General features: G+C 49.2%; 27 protein-coding genes. 19 read left to right on the forward strand and 8 right to left on the reverse strand.

Annotation, left to right across the window (positions count from 1 at the left end; genetic code table 11):
* The 4 genes from BGK46_RS00120 to BGK46_RS00135 all read left to right on the forward strand — a co-directional run.
* The coding region (locus tag BGK46_RS00120) for an Hpt domain-containing protein (protein WP_217492710.1) at positions 1–422 on the forward strand (422 nt) is incomplete at its 5' end.
* A gap of 123 nt (positions 423–545) precedes the next feature.
* The gene (locus BGK46_RS00125) at positions 546–1,583 is read left to right on the forward strand and encodes an efflux RND transporter periplasmic adaptor subunit (protein WP_069586439.1); all 1,038 of its coding nucleotides are present in this window, start codon (positions 546–548) and stop codon (positions 1,581–1,583) included.
* Positions 1,580–2,677, forward strand: a complete 1,098-nt coding sequence (locus BGK46_RS00130; RefSeq protein WP_069586440.1) for an efflux RND transporter periplasmic adaptor subunit — start codon at positions 1,580–1,582, stop codon at positions 2,675–2,677. The genes BGK46_RS00125 and BGK46_RS00130 overlap by 4 nt, the downstream gene beginning before the upstream one ends.
* Positions 2,674–5,742, forward strand: coding sequence for an efflux RND transporter permease subunit (locus tag BGK46_RS00135; RefSeq protein ID WP_069586441.1), 3,069 nt, complete (start codon positions 2,674–2,676; stop codon positions 5,740–5,742). Before BGK46_RS00130 ends, BGK46_RS00135 begins: the two co-directional genes overlap by 4 nt.
* 302 nt (positions 5,743–6,044) lie before the next feature.
* Here the strand turns inward: BGK46_RS00135 and BGK46_RS00140 are convergent, their stop codons facing one another.
* Positions 6,045–6,524: a PaaI family thioesterase gene (locus BGK46_RS00140; RefSeq protein ID WP_069586442.1), complete on the reverse strand. Its 480-nt coding sequence runs from the start codon at positions 6,522–6,524 to the stop codon at positions 6,045–6,047.
* A gap of 94 nt (positions 6,525–6,618) precedes the next feature.
* On the reverse strand, positions 6,619–7,149 hold the full coding sequence (locus tag BGK46_RS00145) for an NUDIX hydrolase (RefSeq protein ID WP_069586443.1): 531 nt from the start codon (positions 7,147–7,149) through the stop codon (positions 6,619–6,621).
* Between the two features lie 124 nt (positions 7,150–7,273).
* Between BGK46_RS00145 and BGK46_RS00150 the strand changes: the two genes are divergently transcribed.
* Positions 7,274–8,590, forward strand: a complete 1,317-nt coding sequence (locus BGK46_RS00150; protein ID WP_069586444.1) for a DEAD/DEAH box helicase — start codon at positions 7,274–7,276, stop codon at positions 8,588–8,590.
* Positions 8,591–9,113: 523 nt separating this feature from the next.
* On the opposite strand, the gene BGK46_RS00155 is transcribed toward BGK46_RS00150, so the two are convergent.
* Together BGK46_RS00155 and BGK46_RS00160 are read right to left on the reverse strand one after the other, a co-directional pair.
* Positions 9,114–9,311, reverse strand: coding sequence for a hypothetical protein (locus BGK46_RS00155; protein WP_131825065.1), 198 nt, complete (start codon positions 9,309–9,311; stop codon positions 9,114–9,116).
* A gap of 216 nt (positions 9,312–9,527) precedes the next feature.
* Complete coding sequence (locus tag BGK46_RS00160) at positions 9,528–10,064, reverse strand: hypothetical protein (protein ID WP_069586446.1); 537 nt, start codon at positions 10,062–10,064, stop codon at positions 9,528–9,530.
* A gap of 246 nt (positions 10,065–10,310) precedes the next feature.
* Here BGK46_RS00160 and aroG point away from each other — a divergent pair, with 246 nt between their 5' ends.
* On the forward strand, positions 10,311–11,390 hold the full coding sequence (gene aroG / locus BGK46_RS00165; RefSeq protein WP_069586475.1) for a 3-deoxy-7-phosphoheptulonate synthase AroG: 1,080 nt from the start codon (positions 10,311–10,313) through the stop codon (positions 11,388–11,390).
* A 65-nt stretch (positions 11,391–11,455) separates the two neighbouring features.
* Here aroG and BGK46_RS00170 read toward each other — a convergent pair whose 3' ends face one another.
* Both BGK46_RS00170 and BGK46_RS00175 read right to left on the reverse strand, forming a co-directional pair.
* Positions 11,456–11,884, reverse strand: a complete 429-nt coding sequence (locus tag BGK46_RS00170) for a DUF3069 domain-containing protein (RefSeq protein WP_069586447.1) — start codon at positions 11,882–11,884, stop codon at positions 11,456–11,458.
* 40 nt (positions 11,885–11,924) lie between these two features.
* Positions 11,925–12,362 (reverse strand): bactofilin family protein, encoded by a 438-nt coding sequence (locus BGK46_RS00175; RefSeq protein ID WP_069586448.1) that lies wholly within the window; start codon positions 12,360–12,362, stop codon positions 11,925–11,927.
* 213 nt (positions 12,363–12,575) lie between these two features.
* Here BGK46_RS00175 and BGK46_RS00180 point away from each other — a divergent pair, with 213 nt between their 5' ends.
* Together BGK46_RS00180 and BGK46_RS00185 are read left to right on the forward strand one after the other, a co-directional pair.
* On the forward strand, positions 12,576–13,259 hold the full coding sequence (locus tag BGK46_RS00180; RefSeq protein ID WP_069586449.1) for a YceH family protein: 684 nt from the start codon (positions 12,576–12,578) through the stop codon (positions 13,257–13,259).
* A gap of 5 nt (positions 13,260–13,264) precedes the next feature.
* Positions 13,265–13,540 carry a GIY-YIG nuclease family protein gene (locus BGK46_RS00185; RefSeq protein WP_069586450.1) on the forward strand — a complete coding sequence of 92 codons (276 nt, stop codon included), beginning with the start codon at positions 13,265–13,267 and terminating at the stop codon, positions 13,538–13,540.
* A gap of 24 nt (positions 13,541–13,564) precedes the next feature.
* Here the strand turns inward: BGK46_RS00185 and BGK46_RS00190 are convergent, their stop codons facing one another.
* On the reverse strand, positions 13,565–15,814 hold the full coding sequence (locus tag BGK46_RS00190; RefSeq protein WP_084781164.1) for a putative bifunctional diguanylate cyclase/phosphodiesterase: 2,250 nt from the start codon (positions 15,812–15,814) through the stop codon (positions 13,565–13,567).
* A 279-nt stretch (positions 15,815–16,093) separates the two neighbouring features.
* On the opposite strand from BGK46_RS00190, the gene BGK46_RS00195 reads away from it, so the two are divergent.
* Genes BGK46_RS00195 through BGK46_RS00245 form a run of 11 tightly spaced genes read left to right on the forward strand, consistent with a single transcriptional unit; the run spans position 16,094 to position 25,327 of the window.
* Positions 16,094–17,050 (forward strand): YbgA family protein, encoded by a 957-nt coding sequence (locus BGK46_RS00195; RefSeq protein WP_069586451.1) that lies wholly within the window; start codon positions 16,094–16,096, stop codon positions 17,048–17,050.
* Positions 17,040–17,870 (forward strand): MerR family transcriptional regulator, encoded by an 831-nt coding sequence (locus BGK46_RS00200; protein ID WP_069586452.1) that lies wholly within the window; start codon positions 17,040–17,042, stop codon positions 17,868–17,870. Before BGK46_RS00195 ends, BGK46_RS00200 begins: the two co-directional genes overlap by 11 nt.
* A complete protein-coding gene (gene phrB / locus BGK46_RS00205; protein WP_069586453.1) occupies positions 17,861–19,300 on the forward strand; it encodes a deoxyribodipyrimidine photo-lyase in 1,440 nt (479 codons plus the stop codon). The genes BGK46_RS00200 and phrB overlap by 10 nt, the downstream gene beginning before the upstream one ends.
* Positions 19,300–19,740: a nuclear transport factor 2 family protein gene (locus BGK46_RS00210; RefSeq protein ID WP_069586454.1), complete on the forward strand. Its 441-nt coding sequence runs from the start codon at positions 19,300–19,302 to the stop codon at positions 19,738–19,740. Before phrB ends, BGK46_RS00210 begins: the two co-directional genes overlap by 1 nt.
* On the forward strand, positions 19,737–20,468 hold the full coding sequence (locus tag BGK46_RS00215) for an SDR family NAD(P)-dependent oxidoreductase (RefSeq protein ID WP_069586455.1): 732 nt from the start codon (positions 19,737–19,739) through the stop codon (positions 20,466–20,468). Before BGK46_RS00210 ends, BGK46_RS00215 begins: the two co-directional genes overlap by 4 nt.
* Positions 20,465–21,721: an NAD(P)/FAD-dependent oxidoreductase gene (locus tag BGK46_RS00220; protein ID WP_069586456.1), complete on the forward strand. Its 1,257-nt coding sequence runs from the start codon at positions 20,465–20,467 to the stop codon at positions 21,719–21,721. The genes BGK46_RS00215 and BGK46_RS00220 overlap by 4 nt, the downstream gene beginning before the upstream one ends.
* Positions 21,722–21,729: 8 nt before the next feature.
* Positions 21,730–22,467, forward strand: a complete 738-nt coding sequence (locus tag BGK46_RS00225) for a DUF1365 domain-containing protein (RefSeq protein WP_069586477.1) — start codon at positions 21,730–21,732, stop codon at positions 22,465–22,467.
* 2 nt (positions 22,468–22,469) lie between these two features.
* A complete protein-coding gene (locus BGK46_RS00230; RefSeq protein ID WP_069586457.1) occupies positions 22,470–23,711 on the forward strand; it encodes an SAM-dependent methyltransferase in 1,242 nt (413 codons plus the stop codon).
* A gap of 4 nt (positions 23,712–23,715) precedes the next feature.
* Entirely contained in the window at positions 23,716–24,231 is a 516-nt protein-coding gene (locus BGK46_RS00235; RefSeq protein ID WP_069586458.1) for a DUF2878 domain-containing protein, read from the forward strand.
* Positions 24,231–24,767, forward strand: coding sequence for a hypothetical protein (locus BGK46_RS00240; protein ID WP_084781166.1), 537 nt, complete (start codon positions 24,231–24,233; stop codon positions 24,765–24,767). The genes BGK46_RS00235 and BGK46_RS00240 overlap by 1 nt, the downstream gene beginning before the upstream one ends.
* Positions 24,768–24,775: 8 nt before the next feature.
* Positions 24,776–25,327, forward strand: coding sequence for a DUF3833 domain-containing protein (locus BGK46_RS00245; protein WP_069586479.1), 552 nt, complete (start codon positions 24,776–24,778; stop codon positions 25,325–25,327).
* Here BGK46_RS00245 and BGK46_RS00250 read toward each other — a convergent pair whose 3' ends face one another.
* Positions 25,328–26,959: a DUF2813 domain-containing protein gene (locus tag BGK46_RS00250; protein WP_069586459.1), complete on the reverse strand. Its 1,632-nt coding sequence runs from the start codon at positions 26,957–26,959 to the stop codon at positions 25,328–25,330.
* Positions 26,960–26,971 lie beyond the last annotated feature (12 nt).

A 26,971-nucleotide genomic window follows, 5' to 3' on the forward strand; every position in this document is an offset into this window, starting at 1 on the left:
CAGACACAGACACAGACACAAATACAGGTATTGAACCTGACCCCGATGATCATGTGAATGGAGCGGCAACCATGGAATCCACTGAGTCTCCCGTCGATATTGCTCATGTCAAAGAACAGGTGGGCGATAGCATGGATCTGGTGAAAATGATCCTTGACAAGTACGTGAATAATCAGACCAATGACTTAGAAAAAATGGAAGTGGCGTTCGATGAGCAAGATGTCGCTGCTGTTAAGAAGCTCGCTCATAAGATGAAAGGTGCGGCGGCGATGATTGGTGCGAATACGCTTTCAGGGATCTGTTTAGAACTTGAAAAATCACCCGCGGAAGATACTGAAACACTCAAAACGTATTTACCGACAATTCGTGAACACACCCAAGCTATTGTTGAGCAGGTCTCTGGCCTACCGGAAACACCTTGATACATCCTGTCACGCTCGTTAGCATGGGTATAGTGTCAAATTAGATTAAAAATTAAAGACCAATCAAACACCTAGTGCTTGACTATTTAGTCGAGTACTAGGTTTTGTTGTGAGGAAAGGCAGATGAACAAAAGTGCTGTGCTGGTTTGCGCCGTCACCTTACTGCTTAGCGGCTGTGGTGAAAAGGCGACCTCTGCACCATCCGATACACCATCTCGACCCGCAAAGTTATTAACGGTAGTGATGGGTCATGAAGGGATTACCCGTCAATTTCCCGCCCAAGTTGAAGCCGATGATAAGGCGTTGCTCTCCTTTCGCGTCTCAGGCGTGATTGAGAGCATGCCGGTGAAAGCAGGTATGGATGTCAATCAGGGAGATACCTTAGCGGAGCTGGATGGCCAACAATATCGCCTGCAGCTAGACAAGGCCAAAGCGCAGTATCAACTGGCTCAGGTGCAGTTCAATCGCGCAGATCGTCTACACAATGACAAAGTCATATCCGAGCAGCGCTTTGATGAAGCGCGCTCGGCGTTGAGTGAGGCTGCTGCTGGTTTAGAGCAAGCACAGGCGAACGTGAATTATACGCAGCTAAAAGCGCCATATTCAGGAACCGTGTCTTTGCGCATGAAAGAAGTCAATGAGTTTGCCCGAGCTCAAGAGCCTATCCTCCACATTCAGTCGAAAGATATCATTAACGTCAGCTTTCAGTTACCTGAACGATACTTTCATTACTTTAGCCAACAAGCCAAGCAGCTCACGCCATTTGTAACGTTTGACACGTATGGCGAACGTCGTTTTCCTGCCCAGTTTAAAGAGATGGATACAGAAGCGGACACGAAAACAGCGTCCTATCGGGTCACGGTGAGCTTAATGCGGCCACAAGCAGTGAATGTATTACCGGGCATGGCAGCGAAGGTGAGTGTCACTATACCGACAGATGCACAGACTTCCATTCCTGACTCAGCACTGATCACGAAAGGAGAAGACCTTGGTGTTTGGCGAGTTGATCCGCAAGGTGTTGTGTCTTTCACGCCCATTCGTTTAGAGGATGGCAAAGTGAGTGATGGCCTTGAAAATGGCGATGTGATTGTTGCGACCGGTGCGGGTGCGCTTCAAGAGGGCGATCGGGTACGAGCTTGGGTGAAGGAGCGTGGACTATGAAATCAGTCGTAAAACTCTTGGGTATCGGAGGCTGTGTGATGCTCCTCTCGGCGTGCCAGCCTGAGTCGACTCCTCGCGAGGTAGCAACGCCAGTGGTGACAACCTTTACGGTACACCATCAGCAACAAGATGAGCGCATTACCTTCCCCGCGGTAGCTGCTGCGGCAGACAAGGCAACGTTAGCGTTTCGGGTGCCTGGCGAGGTGCAGCAAATTAACGTAAAAGCGGGGGATCTGGTCAAGAAAGGCGATGTGCTGGCGCGACTTGAACCTACGGACTATCGCTTAGCGGTTGAGAACGCCAGTGCGCGCTTTGATGTCGCGGATGCTCAATATCGTCGCTCGGCACCTTTGGTCGAGCAGGGTATGCTGGCTCAATCACAATTTGATGAGCTAAAAGCACAGCGCGAAATTGCGCAAGCAGAGTTGGCGCTGGCGAAGCTGCATTTATCCTACGTTGAGCTTAAAGCACCGGAAAATGGTGTCATCTCTCGTGTCAGTGTAGAGCCATTTGAAACCATTGCGCCGGGGCAAGCGATCATGAATATCCACGATGCCACACGTGCCGACATTCGCATTCAAGTCCCTGATATTTTGTTTAGTCGCAATGCGGGTGTGAACACGCAATCGGTGCAAACGCGATTGGTCCCCGAAGTGATTACCCAACAAGGCAATACCTTCAAGGCGTCGATCGACGAATATACCGCCGAGCCAGATCCGCAAAGCGGTGCCTTTGTGGTGACCTTAACGATGCCGATGCCAGAGCAACAATTCATTCTCGATGGTATGCCCGTTCAAGTCAGTATTTCTCGTCAAGGCTTGCAGCTAACCCGTACTGGGCTCTCTATACCGATAGAAGCGGTGTTTAACCAAGATGGTGACCCGCTTGATCGCGAGCACAGTTATGTGTGGCTCTTGAATGCTAAAGACAACACCGTGCACAAGCAACAGATTGAGATGGGGCGCATCCATGGTCATCGGATTGAAGTGGTTGAAGGATTGAAACAGGGCGATCGCATTGTTGTTGACGGCGCGAATCAACTGGCCGACGGACAAACCGTACAGCTCGCGTCAAAAGAGGAAAAGAGATCATGAAGCAAGGCGTGGCAGGCTATTTTATTCAAAATAAAGTCATCAGTTGGATGATTACGCTGATCTTTTTGATTGGGGGGACGATTGCTTTTTTGGGGCTAGGGCGCTTAGAGGATCCGGCTTTTACCATTAAAGATGCAATGGTCATCACCAGCTACCCTGGTGCAACGCCGCAGCAGGTTGAAGAAGAGGTCACTTATCGGCTCGAAAAAGCGGTTCAACAGCTTACCTATGTCGATGAAGTTCGCTCTATTTCCAGTCGTGGCCTCTCCCAGATCACGGTTAAAATGAAACCCAAATATCGTTCGGATGACCTTCCCCAGATATGGGATGAGCTACGCCGAAAAGTGAACGATGCGCGGGGACAACTCCCTCCCGGCGTGAACCCGCCACAAGTGATGGATGACTTTGGTGATGTGTATGGGATTTTATTGGCGATAACCGGTGACGGATATAGCTACAGCGAGCTTAAAGACTATGTGGATTATTTGCGTCGTGAGCTTGAATTAGTCCAAGGGGTGGGCAAAGTACAAGTGACCGGTGCGCAACAGGAACAAGTCTTTATCGAAGTGTCGATTCAGCGCTTGAGCAGCTTGGGTATCTCTCCTAATACCTTATTTAACCTGCTGGCAACCCAAAACTTAGTGAGCAATGCGGGCGCTGTGCGAGTGGGGGATGAGTATATTCGCATTCACCCCACCGGCGAGTTTTCGTCTGTGGATGAATTGGGCAACCTAATCCTCACCGAAGCGGGCTCACAAGGCCTGATTTACCTACGCGACGTTGCGGATGTAAAACGGGGATACCAAGAAGTACCTAGCCAAGTCCTGTCGTATAACGGTAAGCAGGCGTTGCAAGTCGGTATTTCTTTTGCTGATGGTGTCAATGTGGTTGAAGTTGGCCAGAACGTCGATAAACGTTTGGCGGAGCTCAATGATAATCAGCCGGTTGGTATTCAAGTGCATCATGTGTATAACCAGCCCGATGAAGTCGACAACTCGGTCAGCGGTTTTGTGTCTAGTCTTGGGCAAGCGGTGGCGATCGTTATTATCGTGTTGCTCTTTTTTATGGGACTGCGCTCGGGCCTTTTAATTGGCTTGGTGTTGTTGCTAACTGTGCTAGGCACGTTCGTGTTTATGCGCTACTTCGATATTAATTTACAGCGTGTTTCACTCGGTGCCTTGGTCATTGCGCTTGGTATGCTGGTGGATAATGCGATTGTGGTGGTCGAGGGCATATTAGTCGGCTTAAAGCGTGGCCGAACGCGAATGCAGGCCGCGCACGATATTGTCACTCAAACCAAGTGGCCTTTGTTGGGGGCGACCGTGATTGCGGTAACAGCGTTTGCGCCGATTGGCTTATCTGAAGATGCAACCGGTGAGTATTGCGGCACCTTGTTTACGGTTCTGCTGATCTCCTTGATGCTCAGCTGGTTTACGGCCATTACGCTGACGCCCTTTTTTGCCAGCATGTTTTTCAAAGAAACCACCGTCTCCGAGGGTGATGAGCAATCGGACCCCTACAATGGCGTGCTGTTTGTGATCTATAAACGATTCTTATCGTTTTGTATGCATCATGCCTATCTGACACTGCTAGTCATGGTCATTGCGCTGGGAGCCAGTATTTACGGGTTTAGCCACCTGAAACAATCCTTCTTCCCTGACTCGACCACACCGATGTTCATGGTGGATTTATGGCTGCCTGAAGGGACAGATATTCGGGCGACTCAAGGCACTTTGGATGATGTCTCAAGCTGGTTGAGTGAACAAGAGGGCGTGAGCTATGTATCGACCAGTGCTGGGAAAGGGTCTCAGCGCTTTATGTTGACCTATTCACCAGAGAAAACTTACGCCGCGTACGGTGAGCTGATCGTCCGTGTGGATGAGTATGCCCATGTAAAACCCACGATGGGACTGGTACGTACACATATTCAGCAGCAATATCCGAATGTTCAACTTAAGCTCAAACCGATCACTTTAGGGCCGGCTTCGGGGTCAAAAATTGAAGCGCGGATCATCGGACCTGAGCCGACGGAACTACGAGCTATTGCTAAGCAGGTAGAAGCGCGTCTTCATCAAGATCCAGACGCCGTCAATATTCGTCATGACTGGCGCGAACGCACTAAAGTGCTCGAACCTGAGTTTAACGAGAGCCAAGCGCGTCGCTACGGGATTACGAAAAAAGACGTGGACGACCTTTTGACCATGACCTTCAGTGGCAAACGTATTGGCGTGTATCGTGATGGCACCAATTTAATGCCCATTGTAGCCCGCTTGCCGGATGAGGAGCGCGTCAATATTAATACCCTCGAAGGGATGAAGATCTGGAGCCCTGTGCTGAAAGATTATATTCCTTTGCAACAGGTGATCCTCGACTATGACCTGCGTTGGGAAGACCCCATCATCATGCGTAAAAATCGCAAACGCATGCTGACAGTGATGGCTGATCCCGATCCGCTCGGTGGTGTCACCGCGGCGACGCTATTGACGCGGGTCCGCAGTGATATCGAGTCGATTCCTCTTCCAGAGGGCTACCGCATTGAATGGGGCGGTGAGCATGAGTCATCCACAGAAGCGAAAGAAGGGCTGTTTAGTATTATGCCTCTGGGTTACCTCTTTATGTTCTTGGTAACCATACTGCTATTTAACTCGGTGAAAGAGTCGTTAATTGTTTGGTTAACCGTGCCGCTTGCAGTCGTTGGGGTGACCACGGGTCTGCTCTTACTGAATACGCCGTTTGGCTTTATGGCATTACTCGGCTTCTTGAGCCTAAGTGGTATGCTGCTGAAAAATGGGATTGTATTGATTGACCAAATCAATTTAGAGGTTGCCAGTGGCAAACAGCGCTACCAAGCGGTAGTGGACGCGGCAGTAAGTCGTGTTCGTCCGGTCTGCATGGCTGCGGTGACGACCATTTTAGGGATGCTGCCGTTGTTACCGGATGTATTTTTCCGCCCAATGGCAGTGACTATCATGTTTGGATTGGGCTTTGCGACCGTGCTAACACTGATTGTGGTGCCTGTACTGTACCGGATTTTTTATCAAATCCATTATCACCGTAATGCCTGATACGACGAAGCACCGCAACCGCGGTGCTTTTTTTATGTCAGTGTCTCAAGGTTGAGGCTGTGGATAATTGCAGAACTATCCACAAAAACAGTAAATAACTCGGTGAATTACGTCGCTAAGGGTCATCAGAAGCGCGATAGTTAAATGTCAATATGCTGAGTAAGACTTTTATAGATCAGTCACACTCAAACCGGATGCTAAATGTAACTGTTTGATTGCCAAAAAGAGAGCGTAAGAGGTTGAGTTGGCATGGTAAAGCAGCTTACCGAAACGGTAAGGCTGCTTTACACCATAGAGAGAAACTAGCTGATTTGTTTGAGGGATAGGGTTAACTCGAAAGTGGCCATGGGCTCATCGCCATGAAGCGTGGGGCAGGTCGCCACAATGGTGACAGGCTGGTTGACACGCTCACCGGTTTCGATGGTTTCGCGGATCATGGCTTGGATTTTTTGCCCATCGAGGCAGGTAAAAATCACATCGTCTTCTGGTCGCTTATGAAAATCTGCCGTGACGGCTTTGAAAGCGAGACTGATTTTAATCCCGTGTTGCTCGGCCATCGCCATGGCAAGAAAACCGCCTGCCACATCGGCACCTACCGCTAGCGCGCCAAAATACATGCTGTTTAGGTGGTTTTTAGTCCGGCGTCCTAATGGGATTCTCATTTGTACGTGCTGATCGTCAATGGCAAGAATTTTGGGTCGACACCAACCAATCATGGGAACTTTGAGAAACCCAAACAGCGAAAGGTGCTGATTAGCACGAGCCAAAGGGGAAGAAAACATACACACTCCTTGTTAATCTGGTCATACCTGTTCAAGCTACTCGTTGCTGCACTGCGGCGTCAACATTTCATTAACAACAATGCGGAGTGGGTAGCTAAGATTGAGGCTGTGGCAGTAAACCTTGATAATCAGCACGTGCAATAAGGGCAACGGTCTTATTGTCGTTTATCTCTCCTGACGCAATGCGTGCTCTTGCCTCGGCCACGGTCATCAGACGGAGTTGGATAAACTCATCATCATCCAGATTCATTTCAGTCTGGGTGAGGCCAGAAGCCAGATAGAAGTACTGGACTTCATCACAAAATCCGGGCACGGGGAGCGCAGAACCCAACGACTGCCACGAAGTGGCTTGGTAGCCCGTTTCCTCTTCAAGCTCACGCTTTGCACCTTCCAGTGAGCATTCATCACCCTCTAACGTCCCGGCGGGTGCTTCTAGCAACCATTGATTAACAGCGGGTCGAAATTGATTGAGCAATACAAGGCGACCATCCTCGAGTATGGGTAAAATGACCGCTGCGCCTGGATGACGAATCACATGATGCCGATGATTGCGTCCATCAGGCAATACGGTTTGTGCCTCTACCAACGACAAGCGTTTCCATTGGTGGTAAATCGTCTCTTTCATCCTATCCTCAACGCGTGTTGCACCCGTTTTTAGTGCAGTGTTTTGGTGTAAAGTATGGTAGCATTCGCGACCTTAAATGGCGCTACTGCGCGCTTTGTCATAGAAATACCATTGGAGTAATACCTTGCAATTTGACGATCTGGGATTAGATAGACGTTTACTGTCGCTCATTGCCCACCGTGGATTTGAAAAGCCAACCGATATCCAGCGACAGGCGATTCCTGTTGTTATGGCCGGGAAGGATCTTTTGGCCTCCTCAAAAACGGGCTCAGGGAAAACGCTGGCTTTTTTATTGCCGGCGATGCAGCGCGTGCTACGTACTAAAGCTCTCAGTCGTCGTGACCCACGTGTTTTGGTGCTCGCGCCAACACGAGAATTGGCAAAGCAAGTGTATGGGCAATTGCGTATGCTGACCAGTGGTACACCCCATAAAGCCGCATTGGTATTGGGGGGTGAAAACTTTAACGAACAAGCGAAAGTTTTCCGTCAATCACCCACTTTCGTTGTGGCCACACCCGGACGTCTTGCCGATCATCTTAAACAGCATCACTTGTCGTTAGCTGGATTGGAAATGCTGATCCTTGATGAAGCCGATCGTATGCTCGATCTTGGCTTCAAGGCGCAATTAGATGCCATTAACGAGCAAGCCAATCATCGTTTACGCCAAACGCTCATGTTTTCTGCGACGCTGGACCATCAGCAAGTGACAGACATGGCTGCAGGGTTGCTTAAGTCCCCCAAACGCATTGCGGCGGGAGAAACGCATACGCTACATAGTGACATTGAACAGCATTTTGTACTGAGTGATCATCTTGATCACAAGCATGCGCTATTGGATCACTTAATGGAAGCCAATACCCATAAACAGGTGATGGTCTTTACCGCAACGCGCGCAGACACTGAGCGTCTCGCAGAGCGGTTCAATCAAGCCGGCTATAAAGCTATTGCCTTGAGCGGTGAGCTCAACCAGTCATCTCGTAATCGCATTATGGATGAATTTGAGCGCGGCATTCATGATGTGTTGGTCACTACGGATGTAGCATCTCGGGGGCTGGACTTGCTTAACGTTTCTATGGTGATCAACTTTGATTTACCGAAGCATGCGGAAGAATATATTCACCGTGTGGGGCGTACAGGGCGAGCTGGGCATCAAGGTTTGGCTTATTCATTGGTTGGCCCGAAAGACTGGCGAAGCTTTAAGAATATTGAAGCGTTTTTGCGTTTGAGCTTATCTTTCACTGCGATTGAGGGCCTAACGGGTAAATTTAAAGGTTTCAAAGAGAAAAAGTCGGCCAAACCTCAGTCGAAAGGGCCTGCGAAACGTAAAAAGCCAACTCAAAAGGCGAAGCCGAAAGCGCCCAAGAAACGCGATAAGAGCTTTTATAACAATGTGCCTGCTGGCGATATGCCCATGATGCGGAAAAAACCTAAACCAGAATAGGGCAAAATACCGTTTATCGAATAAAAGTAGGGGTATCCCTCCTTTGTTTTATCTATTATGCCGGCGGCTAGCTACCATCAGGAAGATATTCGCTGTATATCACTAAATTTTGTACACCAATGAAACTTTGTTTTGCTTAACGCTATGATGCCCAAAAATCTCTCTTTTCTTTGGTGAAACTGTGCTTTTTTGCAGCAATTTAATTACATATTACGTACACTGTGCAGCAATCGTTGCTTGATGGTTAAGCAAATGCGGGTTGGCGTGTGCAGTTGACGGCTGCATACAAGATTCATTAACTATTAATAGGAAACGCTGTGGAAACTGCATTGGTCGTTGCTTTTATCACTGCTGCTGCGTGGATTGTGCGCCGCGAACGTGCCGCGCAATAAGCGCCTCACGAGATAACTTGCTGACTAGGCCCTTTAAAACCTCATTCTGTCAGTAAAAAAGCCTTCTCTTTCGAGAAGGCTTTGTTATTTATCGCGCACCGAATAGGCGCGTACTGAAGAGGGAAGTGAGGTTAGTTGTCGTAGTAATCGCCGTCTGCTACCTCATGAAAATCTTCAACTTGGCTCGCGGCTTTAAAATCCGCAGCCGGTTTTGTAAGCCGTCGACGTAACATCGACACTTGCTCTTCCAAGCGATGTGCGGTTTCGATATTACCTTCTTGATAGGCCTCTTGAATTTTTCTTTCAAATTCATCAATACGTTGAGTCATCACCATCGTTTTACCCTCCGACAGTTCCCACGCACAATGACGGCGAACGTCCTGACATGGGTTTTATCACCACGCACACAAGACACACACCACCTTCGTAGATGGCATACGTATCTCACATAAAGTTAGTTTAATATAGCGATAAAGCCAGTGAGAGAGGTCACACTGACACGGTCACCCAGAGTAGGAAAGAATAGGGTGGATGACCGTGGCCTATTAATACAGGTATCTGACTGAAAAAATCAACCTATTTTCTTCAAGACCGTTTGCCCGCCACGTCGCACCCAGTGAAAGTGTCTCTGTTGAATGAAAGCGACCGCCAAACTCGACAATGCTCTTGCTGTCATCTTTGTCGAAAATAATCGAGCCTATGTATGTGTCTGCTTCAAAAGATGGAGCTAACCATGCTCTAAGTCCCCCGCCTATAACCGTCGTCAATTCACCTGTCTCATAGTGGGGCGCTTCGGGGCGTTTTAGCCAAGCTCCTTCAATTTCTCCGTAGATATCGACAAAGTCATTGATGGGGGCATGAAAACCAGCTCCGACAGAGGAAAACCAGTCGCCTTCAAACTGTGAGTCACCTCTCGCGACAAGATGAGCGCCGTCAGCGATTACGAATTTGGTCGAAGCGCCTAACCCTCCGGGGTTTGAGAGGACGTCAAATTGAAGGTAGTTATAGTTAAAATTCGTCGCTCCTGCTGCTGATGAGAACAGCAGCGCTGATATGAAGCCAAACTTAGTTAGATAGTGCACTAGGTTACTCCTTAATAATTAGAGCCTAGTTTAAAGAACATAGATCGTACTGTGCAACTTTGGTTTATCAGGTTGTTAGTTCGATATGTGATTTTAGGTTAAATTGAAACTGCAAGTTTAATCCTAAAATTATCTATGTTTTTTTCGTAAAAAAATATTTGCACCGTCGCGGTGTTCACGTTAGCGTAAAGGCTCATGAAGAAAAAGCAGCCCGATGAAGCTGCACGCAAGCACAGGATCAAGCCCATGAGTGTACACCCGACAGATGATGTAAGAATTCAACAAATCAAAGAGTTGCTGCCACCGATCGCTGTTTTAGAAAAATTCCCCGCCACAGAGATAGCAGAGAAGACCGTGGTCGACGCACGTCAATCCATTCATCATATTTTGAATGATGAAGACGATAGATTGGTGGTCGTAGTCGGCCCTTGCTCCATTCACGACCCAAATGCTGCCAAAGAATATGCCAGCAAACTCAAAGCTCTCCGAGAAGAGCTTAATGACGATTTGGAAGTGGTGATGCGCGTTTATTTTGAAAAGCCGCGTACGACGGTGGGTTGGAAAGGCTTGATTAATGATCCTTATCTAGACAACAGTTTCAAGATTAACGATGGCCTGCGTTTAGGAAGGGAACTCCTCCTTGATATTGCCAATATGGGCCTACCGGCGGCAGGCGAATTCCTCGATATGATCACGCCGCAATACATGGCCGATTTAATCAGTTGGGGCGCTATTGGTGCGCGTACCACTGAGTCTCAAGTGCACCGTGAGTTGGCATCAGGCTTGTCGTGCCCGGTTGGTTTTAAGAACGGTACGGATGGCAATATTAAGATTGCGACGGATGCTATTCGCTCAGCAAGCGCGCCGCATCAGTTCTTATCGGTAACCAAATACGGCCATTCTGCCATTGTTGCAACGGCAGGGAACGATGATTGCCACCTGATCCTTCGCGGCGGCAAGGCGCCTAACTACAGCGCAACAGATGTTGATCAGATCTGTTCATCGCTTGCAGGTGCCGGGTTGCGCCAAAAAGTAATGATCGACTTCAGTCACGCGAACAGCAGCAAGCAATATCAAAAGCAAAAAGAGGTTTGCAACGATGTAGCGGGGCAAATTGCTGGCGGCAATGACGCAATCTTTGGCGTCATGATTGAAAGTCATCTGATTGAGGGGCGCCAAGATCTGATTGAAGGCCAGTCTCTCACTTATGGACAAAGCATCACTGATGGGTGCATTGGCTGGGAAGACACCGAACTAACTTTGCGTCAGCTAGCGGACGCTGTGAGAGCCAGACGAGGCGCAAAACAGCAGCGTAAGCGTGCTTAAAAAAGAAAAGGGCCAGCGTACAATGCAGGCCCTTACTATCGTGCGACAGTCTTACTGTGTGAACATTACTGCGCTTGAAAGATAGATTGAAACTCGCGCTTGAGCGCGGGTTTTAAACGCGCCTGTTTTAATTGCTTGGATAAGTCTTTAACGCAACGTTTAAGCACATCGTCCAGTACCTGCGCTTTGTAGTTCTCTTGCTCGTCCTCGGACATGTCATCGAGTTTGACGTTTTGCAGTTCGTTGAGCGTATCAATCCCGACATAACTTTGGCTGATTGCTACCAAAGCATGAAACTGATCGAAGCTGTCGAGCACATTTTGCGCACTAGCAGGGAGCTTTTCCCATGCTTCGCGAACACTAGGCTCTGCCGCGTCATGGACGGAGGCGATCATCGTGTACATGGCCTCAGGGGCGTTTTCATAGCGAATCACGCTTTGCAGCTCTGGGGAAAACTCATCAAAACTCACATTGGTACTGCTGGTATCGGACATGCACCGACTCTCCTTCACTTTTTATACTAAGCTCACGTCGTTATGAGCGACTTGCGGCTTTTCGGTCTTTCTTTTCGTTATTCTCTGTACGCTCACTGCGTGTTTGGTCGTCGAGTGTCACGACGGTATCGGTGGCTAAGGTGGCTCGGTTTTCACCTGCGAGTAAACCGCCTTTCTCAATAGTGAGTTGCTCGGTATTGAGCACGCCTTTCATTTTACCTTGCGAGAGAATGTCAATCGCATCGGCTTCGCATTGTCCTTCAACCAAACCGTTAATCGTAATATGCTTGGCATGAATCGTACCGCGGAAGTGTCCGGTTGCTGAGATAACCACGGCATTAGCCTGAGTGATATTGCCTTCACCAAAGCCATCAATTTGGATATCTCCGTCAAGCTCAATGTCACCAACAACCTTGCAGTTTTTCGCCACGATTGACAAACCAAGGTTACGGTTTGGGGTTGAACGAAACAGGCCCATAGTTTGTACTCCACAATCCATTTCCTACCAGTATATCATCTGGTGTCAGGCTATGTGTTGCGATCTTTTCACTCAAGCCTGACTAACATGTGATCCTGATACCAGTCTGTGTGCCTGTTTGTGCCGAATTATTCAGCACTTAGTTGGAGCGCAATTGCTCGGCTATGCCCAACTTGCTATAACACGATTATTATCTCGATGAGGACATGGATCATGTCAATGCTATTAACGCCCTATCAACAACGTGTCATCGGTTGTTTGCTTGAAAAAGAAGTGACCACGCCTGATTACTATCCACTGACCTTAAATGCACTCACGACGGCAGTGAATCAAAAGAGTAATCGAGAGCCTGTCTATACGCTCACCGACGCCGATGTGTTAGACGTCGTGAATGCGCTTATCGATGCACGTCTTATCAGCCCACAGGAAGGGATGGGGAGCCGTGTCTGCAAGTACCAGCATCGTTTCTGTAATACGCCTTTCGGTAATTTGACGTTTACGGATCAAGAAAAAGCGATTATTTGCGTGCTGTTGTTACGTGGCCCACAGACTGCGGGTGAGCTGCGCACAAGAACGCAAAGGTTATGTGAATTTGCCGATATGCAGCAAGTAGAAAGCACGCTGAGTGCCATGATAGAGGCCGAATGGATTATGAAGCTAGCACGTGAGCCGGGTAAACGGGAATCGCGCTACATCCATTTATTTGGTGAATCAACCGAAGCGAGCGCTGAAAGCGAAATGAGACCCGAAACAGAAATGCTAGAGCTAAGCGCAGATAACGCCGCGGAGCCAACCCCATCTCACGGGACGCAGCATACATTGGAAGCTCGGGTTGATGTGCTTGAGCAAGAGGTCGCCAGCCTGCGTGAGGCATTAAACGCGCTATTATCGAAATAAGAGAGATGAGCGAGTCGTGGTTCGTTTACTTGGTTCGTACGCGGCATAATGCTTTGTATTGTGGCGTATCGACGGATGTTGAGCGCCGCTTTCAACAGCACCTCAGTGGCAAAGGTGCGCGTGCGTTGCGAGGGAAAGGGCCACTTTCTCTGGTGTGGCAATCTCCTGCAATGAGCAAACAAGCCGCTATGCAGTTGGAATATCAGATAAAACAGTGGCCCAAACAGCGCAAAGAAGCCTTATGTCAGGGCTGTGATGACGTCCATCGATGGGAGTCGTAAAGGGCATATGCATCGTTTGCTTGACTATGAATTTGAGTAGCGTAGGTAAGGAATATGCTGTTTCAGTAAGGTAAGGAGTTGATCGACGCCCATGGCGGGATAGTACAAATGACCTTGAATATAACGACAGCCGATTTGGGCTAAGTAGTCCTTCTGGGCTTGGTGTTCGACGCCCTCTGCGACCACTTTCAAGCCTAAGAGATCCGCCATACCGATCACGGCTTGGCAAATCACTGCATCGTCTTTGCATTCGGGGAGTTGGTCGATAAAGCTGCGATCAATTTTAACCGTATCGACAGGGAAATGTTTCAAATAGGCCAGTGATGAATAGCCGGTGCCAAAATCATCAATCGCTAGTGATATACCCGCTTCGGTGAGTGTGTGCAGTGTCTGTTGATTTTGTTCCAAATTTTCAATAAACACTTGCTCGGTCAATTCAATTTGCACGCGCTCTGCTGGCACTTGGTGGCGTTCGATGGCCTGTAAAATCGTATCAGCTAGAAAACTGTCTTGAAATTCATGCCCAGAGACATTGATAGCAAGCATCGGCGGTGCGCAGCCCTCGGTGAGTAGCATGGCATAATGCTCTAGCGCTTTGTTAATGATCCAATTCCCCAGTTGCTGCATCAACCCTGTATCTTCAGCAGTACGGACGATGGTGTCAGGCGAAATGATAGTCCCCCCTTCATCTTGCCAGCGGACTAAGGCTTCAATGCCGACGATACGCTGCGTTTTTAAATCAACCTGAGGCTGAAAATGCAGCATCAATTCATTGCCTTGGATGGCTTTGCGAATGGTGTATTCGATGTCGCGCTTTTGCTGAAGGTGGTCACGCATCGCCATTTGAAATACGACCACACGGTGGTGCACGAGTTGTCGAGCTCGATGCGCAGCGGTATCGGCGTGGCGTAGTAACTCATGAGCCGGCATAGATGTGTCATAGCGATACGCCACACCAATCGCGCAGCTAGGTAAAACAGTCACTCCCTGAGCGTGGCATTCTTTCTCTACAGTTAAACGCACCTGCTTGGCGTGTACCTCGGCTTCTAACGGCGATAGATCGGTGCGCAGCATGACAAAATGTTCATCACTGGTTCTGGCTAAATAAGCTTGTGGAGGCAATAGATTTTGTAAGCGTTTGGCGATGGTAGTTAATACGTCATCGTGAATGCGGTAGCCATGAAGATCATTGATTTCCTTAATATTATCAATGTCGATACAAATCAGCGACAGCGTACGCGTTGCCGAGAGCGTCTTATTAATGGTGTGCTGAATGTGATTAAGCAGTGCATGGCGATTTGGCAGATAGGTCAGGGGATCATGATTAGCAATAAAATGTAGCTGATTTTCAACGTCTTTGCGTTGAGCGATTTCATTTTGCAGTCGAGTAATCGTCGCTTGTTCAGCTTTTCTCGCCATCAAATTGATTTCAATTAAATACAAGGCGATACCTACTAAGATCGTGACGACCAACCCAGAGATGTAAATGAGCATTGGCAAAGATAAAAAGTGTTCCGATTCAGGGCTGTTCCACAATGTAACGATAAATTCCGGGCTGGCGCCGGTTAGCGTGAGCCCAACTTGTCCTGTTGCTGCTTCATTGGGCGGTATGTCTCCGAATACAACGTGCCCATCACTTGCAGCGTAGAGTGTGAGTTTCTGAAACGTATCGAGATAATCAGATGCTAGGTGGCTGATATGTTCTGCAATATCGAGAGTACCACCGAGATAGTAGTCAGGCGTATTCCGATTTTGCGTATAGATAGGGTGTGCAATATGCCAGTCATGGAGCGACTCTACATCCATACGCAAAAGCTGAGCGTTACCGTCTCCTAAAACGTCAAACGGGAATTGCTCGGGCTTTTCTGCATCACTTTGGGGGTAATGCCAACGAATCGTGCGATCAGACTCAGCCCAGAACAAGGCTTGAAAATGAACGTCATTCCCCTGATGGGCTTGCACTAATGCTTGCCATGTCGAGTACGTCGAGGGAATGTTTCTTTCTATCTCGCTGGCAAGCACACTGAGTTCATTAAGGTGAGCATTCATGTGACGCGTTAACGCGTCAGCAAAGGATTTTGCTTCGACGCTTAATAGCTGCTCGGTGCGCAGTCGTTGTTGTTCTTGTGCGGTATTAAATAAGGAAAAAGTGGCAATCAGGATAGCAAAGCAGATCATCGCAATCACGAGTATAGCGCGGCCGCGAGGTCGAAATGGGCGCTTCGCAATGGAGAGACGGTCATCGATGTTTAGTGTCGTTCTCTGTAAGGGCATGGTCGTGAGAGCTATATCATGGTGGCTTCAAGTGTATGTGACACGAGTGACTCAAGTCGTATCAATAGTGAGACAAATGTGAGACTCCCTCTTTGATAAGGGATAGGTAAAGCGTAGCAGCTGTTAAGAGGACTGCGTGAGGGTATATCAAGAACCAGAGTAAAGTTGTACAAATAAAAAATATTGTACAAAAGTGATCCTTCGCCTACATTGAGTTGTACAACAAAATATAAATGTACAACTCTACGGCTCATGCCGCTTGATAAGAAGAGGTGAAGCATGTCGTTTCCAGTTGGTGTTAGCGCATGTGTGATTGGTGAAAAGGTGCGTTTTGATAGCGGTCATAAACGCAGTCCATTTGTGACTAAAGAGCTCGCTCCCTATGTTAATTTTGTCCCAGTTTGTCCAGAGGTTGCGATCGGCTTACCGGTGCCAAGACCGACAATTCGTTTACTAGACAAAGGGAATGTGGGCGATATTCGTTTGGTTGAGACCAAAGACGCCAGCAAAGATCACACCGAAAGAATGGTGGCCTTTAGTGAACGAAAAGCGGATGAATTGGCCCATAAAGCACTACGTGGCTATATCGTTTGTGCCAAGTCGCCCACTTGTGGCATGGAGCGTGTCAAAGTCTATCGGGAAAATGGTTACACTTCTGACATTTCTGGGGTAGGACTGTATACCCAAGCATTGATGGATCGTATGCCGTGGCTGCCGATTGAAGAAGATGGCCGATTAAACGACCCTATCCTGCGTGAGAATTTTGTGTTTCGGTTATTTGCGTTAGACGATTTATATCGCAGTGTTGAAAGTGGCGTGACAAGAAAAGCGCTGGTCGCATTCCACTCACGATACAAATTAGTGTTGATGGCGCATTCGCCTGAGCGTTACCGAGAGTTGGGCCGTTTTATGGCGAACATCGCGAAGTACGATATTGATGATTTCTTCCACCAGTATCGCACGCAGTTTATGCAGTCGTTGGCTATCCGTGCGACACGAAAAAAGCACACCAATGTGCTAATGCACCTGCAAGGCTATTTTAAGAACAACCTCGATAAGAGCCAAAAAGCGGAGCTGACTCATCTTATTCATGCTTACCGTCAAGGCACTATGCCATTGTTAGCGCCGTTGACCCTCATTGCTCACCATTTGCACAACCACCCAGATGATTACCTTGCTAGTCAAGCGTATCTGAAGCCGTATCCAGATGCCTTAAGGTTACGTTATGGACTCTAATCCCGAAAGCACGCTGACGATCAGCCAAGTCGCTGATCGTACCGGCGTTAATCCAGTGACATTGCGCGCATGGCAACGCCGTTATGGCTTGCTGTCTCCGGCCAGAACACCGAAAGGTCATCGTCTTTACAGTGATGAAGACGTCGCCATGATTGGCCGGATCTTACGCTGGCTCGACAAAGGTGTCCCGATCAGCAAGGTGAAACCGTTACTGTCGCAAACCGAGACCCAAATAGATAGCGAAGATGACACGTTAGCCCGTGAGCTGATGAAGTTGATTCATGACTTATCACTGAAAAAACTCGGCCAGCACGTTGAAACCTTATTAAAAGAATATCCGTTTTATTGGCTCATCGAACACGTATTTACGCCGCTTGATACGTGGTTGGATGAGGAGCAAAGTGCCATCAGTTCTCTGCAGAAAGATATGTGGCGCAGTACGGTAATCGAAAAATGCCAAGCGGCAATGTTGGCGAACGCAAAACGCAACAGTAAGTTCCCTTGTTGGTTAGTGACACTTACTGACACAGAAGATTATCAGCGCACCATGATGGCGATGCGTCTGAATGAGAAAGGTTACAACGTCACTATCTTGCGTGAGCCACATTCCCAACTTGGCCTTATCCTCGAAGTGATGCGAGAGCAAAAGATCCCCACGCTCGCAGTGATGGCTGCGCACCGCCTCGATCGTTCCCAGCTTAACCAGCTTCGGCAGTGTTACGCACAATCTGACATTCACATTGTGAGCCAGCCATTTATTTGCTCCGTACATGGAGACGAGCTAAAAGAACTCAAGGAGAACAATCCGTTATGCATTTAGTTTGGTTTCGACGCGATCTGCGCTGCCTCGACAATCGTGCACTGCATGCAGCGTGCGAAGCAAACGAGCCTGTTGTGGGCCTTTTTGTGGAAACACCGGACCAATGGGCTGCCCACCATATGGCCCCGATTCAGGCGGGATTGATTGAAGCAAGGCTTAAGGCGCTGCGTGACGAACTCGGAGCACTTAACATTCCGCTGCTGGTGACACGAGCCGCTGACTATAAGAAGGCGTCTGAAATGGTCGCAACCCTTGCGAATTCGCTGAATATCAACGCCGTGTTTGTGAATCGTGAATACGAGCTGAATGAGCAAAATCGCGATCGCCAAGCACAGCAACAAGTGGAGGCGCAGGGCATTGATTGGTACGCCTACCATGACCGTAATCTGTTTGCGCCCGGCACGATTCGTTCTGGTAAAGGCGACGCGTATAAAGTCTTTACCCCATTTAAAAAAGCCTGTCTACGTGCATTAGAAGGCATGGATCAGTCACCGCTTAAGGCACCAGTCCCACGTGCTGACGATAAGCGGTTAGCCGCTATTTTTGCTTCTCTTGAGCCGATTGAATTTGACTATCCAACCAAGTCCGTCTCCGCATGGCCGACCACGGAAAAAGCCATCTTAGATAAGTTACGCACTTATTGCCGTGAACAAGCGGCAGATTACAAGACGCACCGGGATTTCCCTGCCATTGAGGGCACCAGTCAGCTGTCACCGTATCTTGCCATTGGCGCATTGTCCCCTCGCCAATGCTTAGCGCGACTGCAATCTGAGCATCCGCACTGGCGCGAGCCCGATTCAGGCGCAGCAACTTGGTTGTCAGAGCTAATCTGGCGCGATTTCTATCAAGAAGTGAGTGCCCAAAACCCCAGTATTAGCAAAAAGCATTGCTTTTTAGAGTGGGGAGAGTCTGTGGTGTGGGATAACGACAACGCACGCTTTGAGGCGTGGAAAGCAGGTAAAACCGGCTTTCCGATTGTGGATGCTGCGATGCAGCAATTGAACACCACCGGATGGATGCATAACCGCCTGCGGATGATAGTGGCAAGCTTTTTAACCAAGGACTTGCTCATCGATTGGCGTTGGGGGGAGGACTACTTTATGTCCAAGCTGATTGACGGCGACTTTGCGTCCAACAACGGTGGTTGGCAATGGTCAGCGTCAGTTGGCACCGATGCACAGCCTTACTTTCGAATTTTTAATCCGACAACCCAAGGGGAGCGCTTCGACAGTGATGGCCGCTTCATACGTCGTTGGTTACCGGCACTAAAAGAGGTGCCTGGTAAGCAAATCCATCAACCTTGGTCGTGGGCAGAAAAGTATGCGCAGTCATTAGATTACCCCAAACCGATTGTTGATCATGCCAAGCAGCGCAAACAGGCACTAGCGATTTTTGAGGCGGCCAAAAATCAGCCCAAGGAGTCTGCATAATGGAGATCGAGAGCGTTCAAACTCAGGTGGCGCGCTTTGCGCAAGTTTATCAGGCCCTCGGTAAAGACAACTTGGCATCGCTTGAAACGATTTACCACCCAGACATTGTGTTTATCGACCCAGCACACCGTATTGAAGGGCTCTCTGCGTTTCTAGCGTACTTTGCTTCCTTGTATCAAAACGTCACTAGCTGTCAGTTTGACATTCACCATACCACGGCGGGGGACAATGATGCTTTCGTGACGTGGACCATGACGTTTTCTCATCCGCGTGTACAACAAGGTAGACCGAGACAGGTGCATGGTTGCTCGCATTTGACGTTTACGGATGGGCGAATCAGTCGTCACCGCGACTATTTTGACATGGGCGAAATGATTTATGAGGCCTTGCCGTTGATGGGTCGACTACTCACTTACATAAAAGCGAGGTTAGGACAATGAAACAGGTTGTGATTACTGGCGCGACATCGGGGATTGGCGAGCAATTAGCGCGAGACTATGCGCGCCAAGGGTGGCGCGTCATTGCGTGTGGCCGTAACCAAGACAAGCTAGATGCGATGCAGCGCGATCATGCTTCTCTCGAGCCGTTAGTGTTTGATGCCACAGACAGGGATCAAACCCACCAAGCGCTCGGTGCCTTATCAGCAAGCTCTGATTTGGTGATCCTAAATGCTGGTACCTGTGAATACATCGACTACGGAAAAATCGATGTACCCTTGTTTAAACGCGTATTCGATATCAACGTGTTTGGCGTCCTTAATTGTATCGAAGCCTTGCAGGCAAGCTTTGTGCCGGGTACCCATTTGGCGATCGTTGGTTCCTCGGCGAGTTACATGCCTTTACCTCGCGCAGAGGCATATGGCGCGTCTAAAGCTGCTATCAGCTATCTCGCCAATACGTTATCGGTTGATCTCGCCCATCAAGGGGTAACAGTGTCACTGATTTCGCCTGGGTTTGTTAAAACGCCACTAACAGATAAAAACGATTTCGCCATGCCGATGCGCGTGACTGTCGAGCAAGCGTCGGCGGCCATTCAAGCAGGGCTTGAGAAACGCAAAGCAGAAGTTCACTTTCCGCGTAAGTTTACCTATTTCCTGAAAATTATCGCCTTACTCCCTACATCATGGCAGATCGCCATTGCTCGACGCATGACAAGGAAACAAGCATGAAAATTGCGATTATCGGCTCCGGTATTGCGGGCCTGACATGTGCCCATTATTTAAATAAGCGTCATGACATTCAGCTCTTTGAAGCCAACGACTATCTCGGTGGCCACACGGCTACCGTTGACGTAGAGGTTGAGAGTGGACGCTATGCGATCGACACGGGCTTTATCGTGTTTAACGATCGTACTTACCCGAATTATGAACGTTTACTGGAAGAAATCGGTGTAGGTCGACAGCCTTCTGAGATGAGTTTTAGTGTGCGTAACGATGAAAATGGTCTGGAATACAACGGACATAGCTTAGCGTCGCTGTTCGCGCAAAAACGTAATGTGGTGAATGTTCGGTTTTACCGTTTCTTAGCCGAGATTATGCGTTTTAACCGTTTGGCGCGTGAGGCTCATCAGCGCGGCCAAGCGTCAGATACATTGGCTATGCACACCTTGGGGGAGTTCCTTAACCAGCACGGATTTAGCGACTATTTTTGTCAAAACTATATCTTACCGATGGGGGCGGCAATATGGTCCTCCACACTTTCAGATATGCGCGGATTTCCTCTGGCATTTTTCCTCCGTTTTTTCCAAAACCACGGCTTGCTGGATATTACGAATCGCCCGCAGTGGTACGTCATTCCGGGTGGCTCGCGTGAATATGTTAGAAAGCTTACCCCAGCGTTTGCTGAAAAGATCCAATTAAACACCCCCATTAGGCAAGTAACCCGTCACCAGCACGGCGTTGTGCTCACCACAGAGAGTGGCGAGTATCAGTTCGATCATGTCATTTTTGCTTGCCATAGCGATCAAGCCCTGTCGATGCTAGCCGATCCCTCAACGGCTGAACGTGAAGTGTTAGGCGCAATTCCGTATCAAGATAACGAGGTGGTGCTCCATACCGATACCTCATTACTTCCCACTCGCAAAGGGGCATGGGCGAGCTGGAACTATCATCTGCCCGTGTCAGAAGATATAGACACGCAACCTGCAGCTTTGACCTACAATATGAATATATTGCAGTCAATTCAGGCGCCTGAAACCTTCTGTGTCACGCTAAATCAAACGGATCGAATCGATCCGAGTAAGATTTTACGGCAGTTTGTGTATGCGCATCCGGTATTTAATACCGAAAGCGTCGCCGCGCAGCAACAGCGCCATCGAATTAATGGCCAGCAACGAAGCTGGTTCTGTGGCGCCTACTGGTACAACGGCTTCCATGAAGATGGTGTGCGCAGTGCGCTCGATGTAGTTGAGGAAATGAGTTAGTGAGTACAGTGGCAGAATCACTTCAAAGCGGGCTTTATGTCGGCCAAGTTCGACACCGACGCTTTACGCCGATCAAACACGCCTTTAACTATCCCGTGTTTATGCCTCTGATTGATTTGGATGAGCTAAGCACACTGGCGGCGCGTGTGCGCGGCTTTCGACTCGGGAAGTGGGGGTTCGCCGCCTTTCATCATGCCGACTATTTCGCGGGGGAGTCGGACACCAAAGCGGCTTGTCTCGATAAACTCTATGCGCTAACCGGTGAGCGCATTGCCGGCAAAGTCTACGCATTGTGCCAACTTCGCTATTTGGGCGTGTACTTTAGTCCCGTGAACCTTTATTACATCTATGACACAGATAATCAGTGGCGGTATGTATTGGCTGAGGTGAGCAATACCCCTTGGGGAGAAAAGCATTTTTATGCGATACCAGCGGGGAAGCGCTGGCAGCATGATAAAGCCTTTCATGTCTCGCCATTCAACCCGATTGAGCAACGGTATCACTGGCGACTCAAGCCGCTAGGTGAACGTGTGCATGTGCATTTAGAAGCGCACCGAGATGATCGAGAGTTCGATGCCACGTTAGGCATGAAGCGGCGCCCCTTTACCACGCAAACCCTCAATAAACTATTGATCCGAACCCCGATCGAGACAGTAAAAGTTCTCATTGGTATTTATTGGCAGGCGCTCAAATTATGGATAAAGGGCGCACCGTTTTATCCGCACCCAGGTGCGAAGAAGGAGTAATTATGTCTGCGACGGACGTTTCTCAAACTCAACGCACGCTGACACGCAAAGAGCATTATGCTAAGCAGTTGGTTTACACGTTACTGGCACATGTTAAAGATGCCTGTATTTCTTTGGTCGACGAGCAGGGGCAAACCTTACAATGTGGTGATCCACAAGCTAGCCTTCATGCCTCTGTGCTCGTCCACGATCCGCGCTTTTACACACGTATGTTGACTGGTGGAAGTATTGCTGCCGCTGAAGCGTACGTGGATGGTTGGTGGGAATCTCCTAATCTGACCGATGTGATCCGTGTCTTTGCTCGCAACCTACCTGCCATTGATCGCATTGAAAAACACACTGGTTGGTTGGTGAATCTTGGCAACAAGCTGGCACACTGGCGAAACCGCAATGAAAAAGACACCGCACGTCGAAATATTTCAGCGCATTACGATTTGGGTAATGATCTCTACCGCCACTTTCTTGATGAGCAGATGCTCTATTCTAGCGCTATTTATACCGAGAACACCGTGAGCTTGGAAGCGGCACAAGTGGAGAAAATGGACCGCCTTTGTCGGCAACTCAAGCTCAAACCATCGGATCACTTAATTGAGATTGGGTCGGGCTGGGGAGCAATGGCGATCTACGCGGCCAAAGAGTATGGTTGCCGCGTCACCACTACGACGATTTCGGAAGAGCAGTATGCTTGGGCAAAAGCTCGGATCGAACAAGCGGGTCTGCAAAACCAAATCACCTTGTTAAAAGAAGATTACCGCGATCTTGACGGTGAGTACGATAAGCTCGTTTCGATTGAAATGATCGAAGCGGTAGGTAAAGAGTATCTCGATACCTTTGTGAAAAAGTGTCAATCGTTACTCAAACCTGAGGGACTGATGGCCATTCAAGCCATCACTATTGCCGATCAGCGCTATGAACACTACAGCCGGAATGTGGACTTTATCCAAAAGCACATTTTTCCTGGTGGCTTCTTACCATCAGTGAATGTATTGCTGGATCATTTTACCGCGCAGACCGATTTTGTGATGCGTGATTTAAAAGATATTGGTATCGATTACGCCAATACACTCGCCGATTGGCATCAGCGCTTTAACCAAAACGCAGATACGCTACAAACCTTTGGCTATGATGAACGCTTTGCGCGTTTGTGGCGATACTACTTCTGCTACTGCGAGGGGGGATTCCGCGAGCGCACCATCAGCGCTGTGCAGTTGCTGTTTAGTCGCCCCGCTTGGCGTGAGGCCTAACATCATGCGCTTTGTGGTGATCTCCCTGCTTTTTAACGTGTTTTGGTTCACGGCGGCGTTGGGGCAAAGTAGCACCCAGTGGTTGCTAGTCGCCATGCTTGCCGCGGCGATTGTCTATCAGCGCGATGTCCTTTGGGCGATCATCACCTTAACGCCGATAGGCCTTGTCGGTGACAACGTGTTAATCCATTTTGGCTGGCTTGCCACTGAACCTGCATCAGCGTGGATGCCAGTGTGGCTGGGTCTACTTTGGTGCGGGTTCTGCGCCTTCGTTTGGTTGTTGCGTGAGATCATTCTCGCCCATTCTCTATGGGCGATGAGTCTGATTGGCGCTTTGGGTGGCGCGAGCAGTTATGTTGCTGGAGAACGGCTTGGCGCGATTGTTTTTCCGCAACCTTGGCTCACCACAAGTCTCGTTCTGGTGGCGGTATGGGCGGTGTACAGTGTGATCTTTATCCACCTCACACGTTGGCTGGTAGAAAAAACACAGTCAACGACGTTGGCCTCAGGAGGTGAGTGATGAAAGCTATTCTGCTTGTGGGCTGGCTTACCTTAATCCTCTCGTGGCCGAGTTCTGCCGAGACGGCATCTCCTACTATGGAGAATGCATGGCAATCTTGGCCCCAAGTTGGCAAGGCAACACTCACATGGGGCTGGTGGACGATCTATCGCTCCGAGTTGCGTGCACCTGACGGAGAGTATCAACCACAACAGCCACATGCATTGGTGATTACCTATGCTCGAGATATCAGCGACAAACGGCTGATGGAAGCGACGGACGATCAGTGGCAGCACCTTGGGTTCTCTGCATCGCAACGCGCAGTGTGGCTGGAAACAATCTCGCCAGCTTGGGGCGATATCAAGGAGAACGATCGTCTCGCTTTTGTCCGTACTCGGACCGGCGGTACATTTTATTACCAACGCGCGGACCAAAACTGGCAGCTAACACTTAACCTGACCGATAAGGCATTGGCCGACGCCTTCTTGGCCATTTGGTTATCAGAAAATACCGATTACCCCGATCACCGTAAAGCATTATTAGGAGAGCCATCATGATTCTACCGATGAGGCAGATCCGGCAGCGTATTCAGTGGGCCTTGCTCGCCGTAGCGGCGCTTCTGTTGACAGCGTGTTCAGCGGACATTGAAGACTACAAAGCTCGTACCCCTGCGTTTGACTTGTTTGAGTATTTTGAAGGACACACAAAAGCATGGGGTATGGTGCAAGATTTTTCTGGTGAGCAACGTCGGCGTTTTGAGGTAGATATCATTGGTACTGTGGATGGCGATACACTGACACTCGACGAGTCCTTTGTGTATGACGACGGCGAGACCCAAACGCGTGTTTGGACGATTACCCGCCACGCAGACGGCACCTATTCAGGGACCGCCGGAGATATCGTGGGCACTGCGACAGGGGTTGTCGAAGGGAATGCGTTAAATTGGCGCTATGATTTGGTTGTGCCCGTTGGCGATAGCGAGTATCAACTGCACTTTGACGACTGGATGTTCCGACAAGATTCAGACCATTTGTTTAATGTCACCTCGATGCGCAAATGGGGAGTTGAAGTTGGGAAAGTGACGCTGTTTTTCCAACGTATCAACAAGGAGGGCTAATTAGCCCATCCCTCTGGCTAAGCCGATCGCGCGTTGTAAGATCCACCGGAGTAACTTAGGGATCGGCGTTTTTAGTTCGTTCTCGGTATAGGCGATGATCGCGAGCGCGGCATCAGGTTTGGCGTAACGCTTGAGTGCCTTGGTAATGATGCGCCTGTCATTCATGTGAGGCTGTTGGCTTGTCATGCCTGCCATATCTCGGAACAAAGGTTCATAGCCGTTGTTATACAAGAAATGTTCAATGTCTTTATCCGGCAAAACGGTAAGCCTGACGCCCTCCGGCTGATTCTCAATCTGTCCGCGCGCTGTTGCGGCATACTTCTTCCCGGCCATATCACCATCGGCGACGAGGTGCCATTCAATCCCCAAGGCTTTGGCGGTTTTGATTAATGGACGTAGACCGCTTTGTGCAAATTCAATTAAGTGGACGCCTTCGGCAGCGAGGTCATAACCTTGCAAGCGAGCGAGCTCATTAAATAACCAAATCTCCGTCTCGCCTTCAACCAACAGCCAGCAGCGCGCAAACAAGGCACTGGGGCGATGAAAGCGGACATGAAAGGTAACGCGACGGCGTTCATCTTTACTTAACAGCTGTGAGGGGACTTGGTGGCTGCGTGTTTCGGTCGGATGGCGTACCAATCTTCGGATATGATCAAGTTGAACCCCCGCCAAAAGATCACCACTATTGGTGGTCAGTATTTTTTGCATCGGCATCAACTGGATAAGGCGCCAAGCTTGATTCAATAAGGTGGGGTGCAGGCGACCTTCAGGATCCTCAAATACCATGATCGGTCGCGCATTTCGCTTAAGCTGCTTTGGCCCTCTCGCCCGCACAAATGCGCTCAACAGTCCCATCAGGATAAGGTGGCTTTGATTGGAGGTATTGTTGGCCACCGCTTCTAAGGGATGCATTTGATTATGGGTAAAAGCTAGCGTTCCGGGAGCATGGATGGGATAGGGAGGGCGGTCGTGCTCTTGCACGGCAAAGTAATGATCTAGCAGTTGCCGCATCGCATGTAGTCCGCTCTTAATCTCTCCTTTATTAACGTGTCCGGGCATCATTAACAACCGGCGATAGGTATTATCGAGCCGTTGCTCAAGGCGAGTATTGTCTTTGGTCACTGTTTGTCCGGGCACTCGCATGCGTCTTGCATCGCGTACCCGCACCACAGGGTGGATCTGCATGAGATGCTGTGCCAGCGCATCGCTCTCGATATCTTGAATGACATCGCCCTGACTGGATAGAAACTCGCGACGTACGTGGACTTTGCTTTCTTCTGTGGTGGCGCTCAAGCGATAATCGAGAGTACGGCAACCCTCATGCTCGCCATTCCACACCGGTGTAAAGCGTCGATAGCGGCGAGCTTTATGTTCGCCAGCAAAGCTTTCTTGCCAACGCAGTACGATTTGAAATTGTTGTTCTGGGGCAATCCCTAGGGTGTGGTCAACATGAAAGTCCGAGCGTTTGAAGCTAGGGCGATCACCACTAGGATGCAACGCGATTTCTAATGCGTCGAGAAGGGAAGATTTACCCCACGCGTTTTCACCGATTAAAACGGTGAGTTCATCAACTTGTAGTGACAGGCGCTTAATGCCACGAAAGCCTGCTATTTCAATCCGGTCTAGTCTCATCGTCACCTCTCA

Origin of the sequence: Salinivibrio sp. SS2, assembly GCF_001722075.1 — a bacterium.
In the GTDB taxonomy this organism is placed as follows: Bacteria; Pseudomonadota; Gammaproteobacteria; order Enterobacterales; family Vibrionaceae; genus Salinivibrio; species Salinivibrio proteolyticus.